This window comes from [Clostridium] aerotolerans DSM 5434 (genome assembly GCF_000687555.1).
Taxonomy (GTDB): Bacteria; Bacillota; Clostridia; order Lachnospirales; family Lachnospiraceae; genus Lacrimispora; species Lacrimispora aerotolerans.
Window position 1 is genome coordinate 1 of the sequence record NZ_JHWJ01000022.1, and the last position, 12160, is coordinate 12160.

The following is a 12160-nucleotide window of genomic DNA, read 5'->3' on the forward strand; positions in this document are numbered from 1 at the left end:
GTTTTAGTTAAACTGCGCCTTTTTTAGTGGATAAAAGTACCGTTTTTGACTGTATAGAATGAAATAGATTTAATATTGGGAAGATTGTGTAGATGAAAAATAAACACATTGAAAAATAGGAATATGACTTAACATAATAGAATTAAAAATAATGTCTCCTTTATCATTCCAGTTAGAATGATTTATAATGTATTTTTGTTTAGATGTCATTAATGAGTATTACCATCATTATAATCATTTTTAGAAATATTTCCATAGTAATTTTATAAATAAATATTAGGTTTTCATAAAAAGAAATTGGCTAAAAAAGGCAACGCTCAGATAGACTGACCGCCGCCTTTTTTAGCCATTGTTTCTATATATAATTATTTATTACGAAAACATATAAACTGCATTAAAACGGTCCTTACGGTAGGGGTCATAAAAACCGTCGCTGATATCCCAACCTTTAAAATCATCCTTTACATATAACAGATGCTCATCCCTGTGGGAACGCATGGGGATTTCTCCGATTAACACACCTTTTTTAGCCACTCGTAACAGCTCTTCGGTGGCAGCCTTGGCATATTCCTTGTTATCAAAATAGAGATAGACGCCATAGCAGATGACTTTATCAAAGGATTTATCCTTAAAAGGCAGGTTGGCAGCCTCTCCGGTAAGGACAGAGTGATTCAGGATTTCAATATGCTTTTTAACAAGAGTGGGGGAGTAATCAATGCCCACATAATCGCAGTCTAAGTACTGGGCAAGTGCTCCGGCTCCGCAGCCTACCTCTAACACCTTATCTTCCTTACGGATATCCAGTCTTTTTATAACCTGTTTTGCCACTTCTTCCATATCAACCTGGGTTGCCTCGTATCCGTCATAGGCAAGTAAATCGGTTACGGTGCTGTCTGCATTGCCCTTCCGGGTCCAGATCTGTTTCCAGGTTTCTTTGTTTGTTTCCATTGTATTCATGTTTGTTGCCTCCTTCATTATCGCAATATATGTTTCAGCGCATCAGCCAGCCGCTTATTATCCTCTTTTGTGCGGATTGCAATGCGTATGAACTCTCTACCTTCCATGCCTGACTTGTGGGATAAGTCCTTTACTAAGATGTTATAGCGGTTTAACAAAAGCTCTGAAATCTGAGAAGCAGAACAGCCGTCTGTGATCTCGCAGAGTATAAAATTTGCTTCCGAGGGATAAAGCTTTAGCTGACGGATGGAACGGAGCTCCTCATACATCAGGGTCCTTGTTTCCTTGAACTTCCGTAAAGCTTCCTTGTAATCGGACTGGTACTTTTCAAAAATCTGTAAAAAGTATTCCGCCAGGGAATTGATATTCCATACTGGCAGTTCCTTTCTCACAAGACCAGTGACAGACGGATCGCTGCAGGCCAGGATGCCAAGGCGCAGGCCGGGCACCCCATAGGATTTAGAGATACTTTTAATCAGAACCAGATTTGGATAAGCATCCAGGATATCCTGATTCATTAAGGAAGGATCATCTTCCGCGGAAGAAAAATCAAGGAAGGATTCATCCAGAATTAAATAGGTACTTTTCTCTGCACAGAAATCCAGGAGAGAGATAACATCGTCTTTTTTTATGTAATTCCCCGTAGGATTTTCCGGATTTACCAGTACAAGAGCATCAATTTCCTTGTCTTTGTAAAACTCCATAAGATCCTTCACGGTATAGGAAAAATCAGGAGTGGTGACCGTAAAAGGAATGGGGAGCCGGGCGCAGTTGCCATACTCTTCAAAGGAAGGCTTTATAATGCCCACCCCATTTTGAAAGGAACGGAGGAGGGGCTTGATAAGTTCTGCGGCACCATTTCCAGTCAGTACATGCTCTCTGTTAAGTCCCAGGGACTTGGCAGCCAAAAGATTGTTGACCTCCAGACCGGAAGGGTAGCTTGTGCACAAGGCTTCAAAGCTGGCTTTTATTTCCCCCATGAGACGGCTGTTAGGAAAGTATGGATTCACCAGATAACAAAAATCAAGAAGGCCCGGATACCGCCAGAAGCCGCCGTACCGGCTGGAAATCCTGGAGAGCCTGCTTTGGGAATCTGTAAAAATTGATTCCGCAATGTCCAGATCCTGCTCGTCGTCGATCTCATACCAGAATCCATTTTCCAGACGGGTGGCTTTTAAGTCGTGATCGTCCAGTAAGGAAATGACCTTTAATACCTGCTCGTAATACTCGTTATTTCCCAGTGCCTTGCTGTAGGCTTCTAAAAATGGGACGTAATGAGTTTCTGAAAAGCTTTTGCTGAACTTATAAATGTTGACTGTTTTATAATAGGAATGAATGTCTTCAAACCGGAAATCTTTTCTCGTTAAGAACTTTGTAATGTTATCCTGTTGATCCAGAAGAACTACAGTTCCGTCCATCCAGCTTTCAAAGGGAGCCACCAGCGCCAGGTTAGGATAAGGATTATGTACAATCTGAGTCAGGACCTCCTGTTCAAAAATCAGGTCGGATTCCAGTAAAATGGTATCATCGTGAAGAAGATGTTCCTTTGCCAGATACAGGGAATAAATGTTATTGGTGGTCTGATACACCGGATTATCAATAAAGATAATTGGGGTATGAAGGGATAAAGAAGCAGTAAAGGATTTTAAAGTCTCACCCTCATGTCCAGTCACCAGGATAATCCGGTCCAGGTGATAGTGATCCAGCTGCTTTAACATGCGTTCGATTAAGGGTACCTGGTTTACTAAAACCATACATTTGGGCTGATGCTCCGTCAGCTTTTTTAAACGCCGTCCCATTCCGGCGGCCAGAATGATAGCCTGCATAACAATCTCCTTTGTTCAAAAATATAATAAAAACTTAATTTATGAACATGATAACAGGTTTTTCCAGAGCTGTCAATGGGAGAAAAACAAATCCGGGAGAAATTTTATCACTTCTTATAAAAAGAAAGAACCTTGACAGGGAATAGATACGTGTTATAATATGAAAATGATTTCTGATTTCGAAAACGGGGGTATTATATGGCAGAGAGAGGAAGATACCGGACAAAACAGCAGGAGATTATTCTCAACTGTTTAAAAAAACAAAAGGAGCTGTTCTGTACGGTGGAACAATTTATGGAATATCTTCACCGTGATGGGATCCATGTGGGACAAACAACGGTATATCGGGCATTGGAACGCCTTACGGAAGATGGAGTCGTGGTTAAGATTCCATCGGTAGACGGTTCCAAAGCACAATTTCGGTACATCGGTGACGAAATATATGGCAACGTAGGTAAGCTGGTATGCTTAAAATGCGGAGGAATCATTCCACTGGAATGCTCCAGACTTGACGCATTTTATGAGCATATTCACGAGGAACATGGCTTTCAGCTGGATCAGCACCATATGGTGCTATACGGCTATTGCAGCCAGTGTCAGTAATGGAAAGGGATAGGAAAGGAGATGGGCAATGAAATTTTTCAGGAACCACAGGCATAATGTTTCTATGCTTCTTGCCATTTTCGTAGCACTGACTCTTTTATCCTCCTCCTTTTTTGTTCTTACCCGTTTTAGCCATGACTGTACAGGGCAGGGCTGTATCGTCTGTACGGAAATAAAAACGTGCATTCGTACCCTCCACTTGCTAACGCAGGCATTGGGGAGCGGAGCTATTCTCACGTTTGCAGTTATTTTTGTGAAAAATCAGCTGAGAACATATGAAGCTGGAAGATTAAGTGCCGGGACATCACTGGTGGGATTAAAGGTCCGTTTGAATCGTTGATTGTTTCTCTTTTCTATTCGAATGAAGCGGTTCAGAATTTATGATAAAGACGGAGGAAATGATGAAAAAATATAGAACAAGGGCCAGACGAATCATGGCTTTAGCTGCCCTTTCTTTAACTATAATACTTACTGGCTGTGCGGGAAAAAAGGAAGCTGCTGGGGATAAATTAAACGTAATGACCAGCTTTTACCCGGTTTATGACTTTACCTTAAAGGTAGGCGGAGATAAGGTAAATGTAAAAAACATGGTTCCTGCGGGCACAGAGCCCCATGAGTGGGAGCCGGGAACCCGTGATATAGCGAGTCTGGAAGAATCCAATGTATTTATTTACAGCGGTGCCGGAATGGAGCATTGGACGGAAGATGTTTTAAAAAGTCTTAGCAATAAGAACCTTATCGTCGTGGAGGCTTCCAGTGGTATTACATTAAAGGAAGGCCACGAAGAAGAGGATGGCCACAAAGAAGAAGATGACCATGATCATGGAGAATTTGATCCTCATGTATGGCTGGACCCGAAAAATGCAAAAAAGGAAATGGAAAACATTAAAAATGGACTCGTAAATGCGGATCCGGAGAACAAGGATTATTACGAGGCTAACTATAAGATATACGCAGAGAAGTTCGATCAGCTGGATCAGTCCTTTCAGGAGACCTTAGCACCTCTTCCCAACAAATCCATCGTAGTTTCCCATGAAGCCTACGGGTATTTATGTTCTGCCTACGGTCTGACCCAGGTGGGAATTGAAGGACTGACACCGGATTCAGAGCCGGATCCGGCCAGAATGGCAGAGGTCATTGACTATGTCCGGGATAATAAGGTTAAGACAATCTTTTTTGAGGAGCTGGTAAGCCCTAAGGTGGCTGAAGCCATTGCCAAAGAGACCGGGGCGAAGACGGCGGTACTCAGTCCGGTGGAGGGACTTAGCGACAAAGAACTAAATGCAGGAGAGGATTATTTTTCTGTTATGGAAAAAAACCTTGCTGCTTTAAAGGAAGCACTTGAATAACAAGGGACAGGAGTAAGAATTGTGAACGCGATTGAAATAAAGGGCTTGACCTTTTCCTATGGAAATACACCGGTATTAAAAGGAGCAGATCTTTCAGTTCCCAAGGGCCGGTTTGCCGCTTTGATCGGAGCCAATGGAGCCGGAAAAAGCACACTGATTAAAATGCTGTTGGGAGAACTGCCCTTAACCGGGGAAAATGGCTCCATAGAGCTTATGGGCCAGGAGCTGAAACAGTTTGACGGCTTTAGCCAGGTAGGCTATGTTCCCCAGAATGGAATGGCGAGTTATAAGGATTTCCCGGCATCAGTGGAGGAGATCGTCCAGGCAAATTTATATTCCAGAATCGGCTTATTCCGCTTTGGCGGAAAAAAGGAAAAGGAACTGGTGCATCAGGCATTATGTCAGGTAGGAATGGAGCCATTTGGAAAGCGGCTCATTGGAAAGCTTTCCGGGGGCCAGCAGCAGAGGGTCCTCCTTGCCCGCGCCCTGGTAAACCATCCAAAGCTTTTAATTCTTGATGAGCCGACCTCCGGAGTGGATAAGGAAAACACGGAAGAGTTCTACCGTCTCATCAAGAAATTCAATCGCGAAGACGGGGTGACTGTTTTTATGGTCACCCATGACAGAAACTGTTTATCAGAGCTTGCAGACGATGTCTTCCAGCTTCATGATGGTATGATGATACGGATTGACCATGAGAGGAAAGGTGAATGTGATGGAGATATTTAGTTACGGATTTATGCAGCGGGCATTCCTCGTGGGAATTTTGCTTGCTACCGTAATTCCATGCATCGGTGTCGTGATTGTACTAAAACGATTGTCCATGATCGGAGACGCCCTTTCCCATACCTCTCTTGCCGGAGTAGCAGCAGGTCTGATTCTTGGAGTTAATCCTGTAGCCACGGCAGCAGCAGCCTGTATGATTGCGGCCTTTGGAATCGAGGCGATTCGCAGAAAGCTGCCTCGCTATTCTGAGATGTCCATAGCCATTATGATGTCTGCCGGAATCGGACTTGCGGGAGTTTTGTCTGGGTTTGTTAAAAATTCTGCAAACTTTAACAGCTTTCTTTTTGGCAGTATTGTAGCAATCAGTGATATGGAAATGTTTCTTGTTATAGGTGTTTCCATGGTGGTTCTTCTCGTATTTCTGCTTTTATATAAGGAGCTTTTTTATATTGCCCTGGATGAACGAAGCGCAAGGCTTGCAGGGGTGCCGGTAAAGCAGGTGAATTTTATCTTTACCATACTGACTGCGGCTACAGTTTCCGTTGCGGCCAGGACCGTAGGAGCACTGATCGTGTCTTCCATGATGGTGATTCCTGTGGCATGTGCCATGCAGTTTGGGAAAAATTATAAGCAGACGGTTATCTATGCAGTCAGCTTTGACGTAGCGTTTATGATCGCAGGGCTGTTTTTTGCCTATTATTTTGGATTGAAGCCAGGAGGGACCATTGTTCTGGTGGGAGTTATTTCCCTTTTATTTATGTTTGCCGGAAAGAAGGTATTCGGAGGGAAGGGGTAACTGGCAGTAAGGAGTAAATAAGATGACAGATCTTTATATTATATCTGGCTTTTTGGGAGCAGGAAAGACAACGTTGATACAGACGATGGCTTCTTCTGTTTTCCAGGGGCAGAAAATTGTGGTCATTGAAAATGATTTTGGTGAAGCTGGCATTGACGCCAGCTTTTTAACAAGCTGTGAGATTACGGTCACCAGTATGAATGCAGGCTGTATCTGCTGCAGCATGTCAGGAGATTTTTATAAAGCCATAGGACAGATTGTAAAGGAATACCAGCCGGATGTCATACTGGTTGAACCATCTGGAGTCGGCAAGCTTTCGGATATTGTGAAGGCATGCTTAAAGCAGAAGGAGCTTGTGGAGATAAAACGCTGTATCACCGTAGTAGACATCAGAACGTTTGATAAATATAGAGAAAATTACGGAGAATTTTTTGTGGATCAGATTCGTTACGGAGATCTGATTTTAATCAGCCATTTAGAGGGTAAGTCTGGGGAAATTGAAGAGACCTTGAGAAAAATAAGAGAATGCAACCAGGAGGCAAGGATCGAGGCTGATTTCTGGGACAGCATTCCAGCAGAGGTATTTCGGACTGGTGAGAGGGTAGAAGCAGTGAAGGAGCTTTATGAAGAGTCTTTAAAGACTCCAAAGATATCTCATTTACTGAGCGCAGTTTCCTCCCCATTTCGTTTTGCCAGAGAGGTGTTTTCTTCTGTTACCTTAACATGTGATGACAGCCTTACAAAAGAAGAACTGAGGCTCAAACTGGAGCATGTGATTCAACAAGCAGACGGCATGATTCTCCGGGGAAAAGGAATTGTAGGCTGCAACGAGGGGAATTTCTTATTCCATTACATACCGGGAAAGTTTCAACTGGAGCCCAGTCAGGCGGAGGGGAATAAAATCTGCTTTATTGGAACAGGGATTAAAAAAGAACAAATAAAATCGTTATTTGAAGGGAAACTATAATATGATAACTCCTGCATGGGTGGTTACCGGATTATTGGATTCCGGTAAGACCACAATCATCAACCGTCTGGCAAATGAGGAGCTTAAGGAGCAGGAAATTCTGGTCATCCAGTTTGAAAACGGGGATGTCCCGTTAATGGAGTCAGAGCACATCCGGAGTTTAAGCTATAAAAAAAGCCAGCTTGAGGAGGTTCCTCATGAAATTTGTGAGGAGATATGCACCGAACTAGCCGAGCATTCCGTTGATCTGGTTTTAATTGAATGGAACGGTATGGAGCATTTCCATACCTTTGAACAAATGTTTCTCCAGTTTCGTCTTAAGCCAGTCATCAGCATAGAAAAAGTGATTTATGCGGCAGACGAGAACTCGCTGGATCAAAGATTAGCTGATTCAGGGTCCATTTCCCTGTCTCAGGTGGCAGCAAGCGACTGTGTCTATGTATCAGCAGGCAAAACAAAGCATCTAAGCTTTGGAGCAGAGCTGCCGGTTTTTTCAGAGGATAGCTGGGATGGGTTTATGAGAAAGCTGTTTCGCTATGATTTAAAGCCTCAGATATGGATTCTATCCGTAACAGCTGCAGCAATTTTATACCTGCTTATAAGGCCGGTAATGGGACCTGGGAGTTTCTCTCTGGACGTCTTTCTTACGGTATTTTTAGGGGTATTCTTACAGGCAGTGCCGTTTTTGGCTATTGGTGTCCTTCTTTCCTCTGCCATTCAGGTGTTTGTAAGCCCCGACTGGATTCAGAGAAGATTTCCCAAAAAGATTCTTCCGGCCCAGATCTTTGCAGTATTTGCAGGCTTTTGTCTTCCTGTGTGTGATTGTGCCTCCATACCGGTATTTAAAAGTCTGGTAAAAAAAGGAGTGCCTATGTCTGCGGCCATTACCTTTATGCTGGTATCACCGGTGATTAATCCGGTGGTCATTCTTTCCACCTGGTATGCATTTAATGGGAACTTAGCCATCATTGGGGCCAGATGCGGACTTGGAATCCTTTGTGCCGTTATCTGCGGTCTGACCTATCTTGTCTTTCCTCCAAAGAGAGTCTATTCAGACAAGATGTTTGGGGGCAGAGCCGATGAATGGGAGGACTACTCTGGTTCAAAGTTTTTACAAATGGTGCGCCATGCTCAGAATGAATTCTTCAGTGTGGGGAAATATCTTCTTACAGGTATCTTTATCTCAGCACTGTTTCAGCAGTTTAAGCCAGACATGGCCAGAGCAGGAGCCGGAATAGGGCTTTTAGGCTCCATCTTGTTTTTAATGGTCATGGCCTTTGTTTTATCCCTTTGTTCTTCCTCCGATGCGGTTGTGGCAAGAACCATGGCTTCATCATTTCCAATGGGAGGAATCCTGGGATTTCTGGTGTTTGGGCCGATGATGGATATTAAAAATGTTGCCATGCTGCTTTCCGGTTTTGGAAAAACCTTTATCATAAGGCTGATGGTAACTGTATTTGTTGTTTGTTTTATCGGTGTGTATCTGTTTTCTTATTTTTATAGTGGAGGGCTGAGACTATGAGATTACGTGGAAAAGGTATCAATCTGGAAGCTCTGACGGAAAGCGCCTGCTATGTGATATTTGGAGCTTTGCTGGCTCGCCTGACTATAAGTGGAATCTATTTAAACTATGTAACGCCCAGAATGAAACCGTATTTATATGGGCTTTCTGTCCTTATGTTCTTTTGGGCGGCAGTGAGTGTCAGGAATTTATTCCGCCCCAGATATAAAAGCAGAATTAAGCGTTGCATGGTACTTATCCTCCCCATTTTGATATTGGCAGTTCCACCTTCTTCTCCGGCGGCAGGGGCCATGGTAAAGGGAGGAGCCGGGATTCCAAGGAGTACGTCAGTGGATACGACACAGGATACGACACAGGCTCCTGATGAGTATGCTTATTACGGTCAGGATGCGTTAGAAAAGCCAGAAGATACCTTGGAAGAAGAGCAAAATTACGATAGTCAGGAAACTCAGGAAAATCAGTCTGATACTCAGGCAAAGACGCTGCCTCCAGGCTTAAATGGTCTTGATAAAGACACAAAAACCATTACCATATCGGATGAGGATTTCAGTCCGTGGATTACGGAGTTAAGCAACCAGCCGGAAGCTTACGATGGCTATACCGTCACGCTAAAAGGGTTTGTATACCTGGATTTGGAAGATAAAAAGGAAAATGAATTTGCTGTGGTCCGATTGTCCATGTGGTGCTGCTCTGCGGACTTAGCGCCAATGGGACTTGTTGCGGAGTCCAATGGCAAACTGCCATGGGGGGAAAATACCTGGATTACAGTGACCGGGAAACTTTTAGTAAAGGATGGATATGCAACCTTAGAAGCGGAAAAGATAGAAGCAGCAGAAAAGCCTTCGGAGGAATACGTTTATCCTTACTATTAATGAAAGGTCCTGAAAGGAGAAACTATGATAAAAAAGCCGGTTACCTTGTTAAGCGGATATCTGGGAGCCGGAAAAACGACTCTGTTAAATCATATATTGGAACAGGAAGGAGGGCTGCGCCTGGCAGTCATCGTCAATGATATGGGCGCTGTCAATCTGGATGCCAGACTGATACGAAACCAGGAAAGCCTTCCTATGGAATATCAGGTTGTGGAACTAACCTCAGGCTGTATCTGCTGCAGCCTTAAGGATGATTTTATCAGTGAGATCAGGACCATTGCCCAGAATGAAGAGATTGATGGAATCATCGTGGAAGCTTCCGGGGTCAGCAGTCCCATGAGCATTGCAGATGCATTTGAGGATGAGGGGGAAGATTTTCCCGCTTATATTGACTCTATCGTATCCGTCGCCGATGGCAACCGGATCTTGTCCGAATTTGTAGAGGAGCTGGAAGCCGGAGCAGGCAGTGACCAGGAGGAGGAAGAGGACGTTATTAATCTCGTGATAGAGCAGATCGAGTTCAGCAATATCATCATATTAAACAAATGTGATCTTCTTACAGAGGCAGAAGAGGACCGGGTAGAACAGGTTATTAAAACCTTATCTCCGGATGCAGAGCTGATAAAAACAACGGGCGGTCAGGTGCCTGTTGGGAAAATCTTTAACCGAAGGCTGTATGATTATGAACGTTTAAGCCGTTCCAGTGCATTGTCTCAGGCACTGCTTCGTCATGAAGCCGGAAAAGATCATGAGGATTATGGAATCAGCTCCTTTGTCTATGAACGGAGGGAGCCATTTGACAATGCACTATTCTATGACTGGATCGAAACCTCTTATCCAAAGGATGTCATCAGGGCCAAAGGATACTTATGGTTTTATCAGGAGCCAGATCAGGCTGTTTTATTTGAACAGGCAGGAAACAGCATTGCCATCACTCCGGTATCTGCCTGGGTAGCAGCCGGCACCAAAGAGGAGCAGGAAGAATACTTAAAGGAGAGCCCAGAGCTATTAGAGGATTGGGATGAGCTATGGGGCGACCGAAATAACCAGATTGTTTTTATTGGGAAAGAATTAAAAGAAAAACAAATAAAAGAAGCGCTGGATGGCTGTATTAAGCCACCTCCCTTTTAGGGAGATTTCTCTACGGGACTGGTTCCATAATGTGGTTAAAAAAAGCCATATTATGGAACCATTTTCATATCCAGATTTGCCAATATTAGGTATCAGTACCAGTTTTTGCGTTCTATTCAAGGAATAACCATCATGATATACTTGATGAAACTTTAAAGGAGAAGGACAAACAAATGAAAAAAACTGTTATTAGAACAACACTGTTAGGCTTATCTATTTTCATGCTTGCTCTTTTCGGAGTAAGCAACGAAAAAGATGCATATGCTGAAAATGAAACGGCACCAGCAGCAGAAGCCTCTCAAGGGGTACAGTCACAGGAAGCAGATTCAGGTAAGAATCATCTAATGGTTGGTTATTATGCAGCCTGGTCTGCTTATTCTCATTATTATCCCAATCAAATTGATGCTTCTAAGCTGACTCACATCAACTATGCCTTTGCAAACATAGGACCTGATTTAAAGCTGACTCTTGGTTACCCAGATATAGACCCAGAGAATTTCCGGCTATTAAATTCCTTAAAGCAGTCAAATCCAAACCTGAAGACTCTGATTTCAGTCGGTGGCTGGAGCTGGTCCGGCAGATTTTCTGATGCAGCGCTTACGGAAGAAAGAAGAAATGCCTTTGCCGACAGCTGTGTGGATTTTATTACTACATATGGACTTGATGGTATTGATTTAGACTGGGAGTACCCGGTAGCAGGAGGATTGAACACCAACGGAAAACGTCCGGAGGATAAACAGAATTTCACCCTGCTTCTTAAGAAAATACGGGAAAAGCTGGACGAAAGGGGCGCTAGAGATCAAAAGCATTACCTGCTCACTATTGCAGGAGGTGCAGATAAATCTTATGTAAATAACGTAGAGCTTTCAAAGATTGCTCCGTATCTGGATTATGCCAATATTATGACCTATGATCTTCATGGACACTGGGATACCCACACGGATTTGCTGGCTCCCCTCTATCCAAACGGAGATTCCTCTCCCCAGTATAAAACAAGTGTGGAGCAGGCAGTGGATACCTGGCTGAATGCATCCTTCCCAAAAGAAAAGCTTGTGATGGGCGTTCCATTTTACGGTTACTTATATTCCTCTGTTACCGATTCTAACCGGGGACTCTATCAAAGGTTTGGTGGTGCCAGCTCCATCAGCTACCAGGATATCAATAAGAATTACTTACATAAAGAAGGCTATACCCGGTTCGTTCATTCCCAGTCAAAGGTTCCGTGGCTCTTTAATGGTACGATTTTTATAAGCTATGAAGATGGGGAATCCGTTGGCTATAAATCGGAGTTCATCAAATCCAAAGGCCTTGCAGGCGCCATGATATGGGAGCTGAGCCAGGATCCGTCTGGAGAGCTGTTAGGCAATATGCACCGTATTTTAAATCAGTAATCCATCTTTCAAGGAAGCTT

12 protein-coding genes are annotated in these 12160 nt (G+C 43.6%); 10 read left to right on the top strand and 2 right to left on the bottom strand.

Features of this window, described 5'->3' with window-relative positions; genetic code table 11:
- Positions 1 to 372: 372 nt before the first annotated feature.
- Positions 373 to 957: a class I SAM-dependent methyltransferase gene (locus tag T546_RS0120995; protein ID WP_330371976.1), complete on the bottom strand. Its 585-nt coding sequence runs from the start codon at positions 955 to 957 to the stop codon at positions 373 to 375.
- A gap of 17 nt (positions 958 to 974) precedes the next feature.
- Positions 975 to 2783: an aminotransferase class I/II-fold pyridoxal phosphate-dependent enzyme gene (locus T546_RS0121000; protein ID WP_026893312.1), complete on the bottom strand. Its 1809-nt coding sequence runs from the start codon at positions 2781 to 2783 to the stop codon at positions 975 to 977.
- 198 nt (positions 2784 to 2981) lie between these two features.
- On the opposite strand from T546_RS0121000, the gene T546_RS0121005 reads away from it, so the two are divergent.
- From T546_RS0121005 to T546_RS24165, 10 genes are all read left to right on the top strand, one after another.
- Positions 2982 to 3386 (top strand): Fur family transcriptional regulator, encoded by a 405-nt coding sequence (locus tag T546_RS0121005; RefSeq protein WP_026893313.1) that lies wholly within the window; start codon positions 2982 to 2984, stop codon positions 3384 to 3386.
- A 28-nt stretch (positions 3387 to 3414) separates the two neighbouring features.
- Positions 3415 to 3726 carry a hypothetical protein gene (locus T546_RS0121010; protein WP_026893314.1) on the top strand — a complete coding sequence of 104 codons (312 nt, stop codon included), beginning with the start codon at positions 3415 to 3417 and terminating at the stop codon, positions 3724 to 3726.
- A 94-nt stretch (positions 3727 to 3820) separates the two neighbouring features.
- On the top strand, positions 3821 to 4735 hold the full coding sequence (locus T546_RS0121015; RefSeq protein WP_242842271.1) for a metal ABC transporter substrate-binding protein: 915 nt from the start codon (positions 3821 to 3823) through the stop codon (positions 4733 to 4735).
- Between the two features lie 21 nt (positions 4736 to 4756).
- A complete protein-coding gene (locus T546_RS0121020; protein WP_026893316.1) occupies positions 4757 to 5464 on the top strand; it encodes a metal ABC transporter ATP-binding protein in 708 nt (235 codons plus the stop codon).
- Positions 5451 to 6257, top strand: coding sequence for a metal ABC transporter permease (locus tag T546_RS0121025; protein WP_024838552.1), 807 nt, complete (start codon positions 5451 to 5453; stop codon positions 6255 to 6257). Before T546_RS0121020 ends, T546_RS0121025 begins: the two co-directional genes overlap by 14 nt.
- Positions 6258 to 6279: 22 nt before the next feature.
- On the top strand, positions 6280 to 7224 hold the full coding sequence (locus tag T546_RS0121030) for a CobW family GTP-binding protein (protein WP_026893317.1): 945 nt from the start codon (positions 6280 to 6282) through the stop codon (positions 7222 to 7224).
- Between the two features lies 1 nt (position 7225).
- On the top strand, positions 7226 to 8746 hold the full coding sequence (locus T546_RS0121035) for a permease (RefSeq protein ID WP_026893318.1): 1521 nt from the start codon (positions 7226 to 7228) through the stop codon (positions 8744 to 8746).
- The gene (locus tag T546_RS0121040; protein WP_026893319.1) at positions 8743 to 9618 is read left to right on the top strand and encodes a TIGR03943 family putative permease subunit; all 876 of its coding nucleotides are present in this window, start codon (positions 8743 to 8745) and stop codon (positions 9616 to 9618) included. Before T546_RS0121035 ends, T546_RS0121040 begins: the two co-directional genes overlap by 4 nt.
- Before the next feature lie 24 nt (positions 9619 to 9642).
- Positions 9643 to 10749: a CobW family GTP-binding protein gene (locus T546_RS24160; RefSeq protein ID WP_051630015.1), complete on the top strand. Its 1107-nt coding sequence runs from the start codon at positions 9643 to 9645 to the stop codon at positions 10747 to 10749.
- A 173-nt stretch (positions 10750 to 10922) separates the two neighbouring features.
- Complete coding sequence (locus T546_RS24165) at positions 10923 to 12140, top strand: glycoside hydrolase family 18 protein (protein WP_051630017.1); 1218 nt, start codon at positions 10923 to 10925, stop codon at positions 12138 to 12140.
- Positions 12141 to 12160 lie beyond the last annotated feature (20 nt).

Bases quoted from the DNA above. Each gene is read 5' to 3' on its own strand.
- T546_RS0120995 (WP_330371976.1), bottom strand. From the start codon at position 957: ATGAATACAATGGAAACAAACAAAGAAACCTGGAAACAGATCTGGACC.
- T546_RS0121000 (WP_026893312.1), bottom strand. From the start codon at position 2,783: ATGCAGGCTATCATTCTGGCCGCCGGAATGGGACGGCGTTTAAAAAAG.
- T546_RS0121005 (WP_026893313.1), top strand. From the start codon at position 2,982: ATGGCAGAGAGAGGAAGATACCGGACAAAACAGCAGGAGATTATTCTC.
- T546_RS0121010 (WP_026893314.1), top strand. From the start codon at position 3,415: ATGAAATTTTTCAGGAACCACAGGCATAATGTTTCTATGCTTCTTGCC.
- T546_RS0121015 (WP_242842271.1), top strand. From the start codon at position 3,821: ATGGCTTTAGCTGCCCTTTCTTTAACTATAATACTTACTGGCTGTGCG.
- T546_RS0121025 (WP_024838552.1), top strand. From the start codon at position 5,451: ATGGAGATATTTAGTTACGGATTTATGCAGCGGGCATTCCTCGTGGGA.
- T546_RS0121030 (WP_026893317.1), top strand. From the start codon at position 6,280: ATGACAGATCTTTATATTATATCTGGCTTTTTGGGAGCAGGAAAGACA.
- T546_RS0121035 (WP_026893318.1), top strand. From the start codon at position 7,226: ATGATAACTCCTGCATGGGTGGTTACCGGATTATTGGATTCCGGTAAG.
- T546_RS0121040 (WP_026893319.1), top strand. From the start codon at position 8,743: ATGAGATTACGTGGAAAAGGTATCAATCTGGAAGCTCTGACGGAAAGC.
- T546_RS24160 (WP_051630015.1), top strand. From the start codon at position 9,643: ATGATAAAAAAGCCGGTTACCTTGTTAAGCGGATATCTGGGAGCCGGA.
- T546_RS24165 (WP_051630017.1), top strand. From the start codon at position 10,923: ATGAAAAAAACTGTTATTAGAACAACACTGTTAGGCTTATCTATTTTC.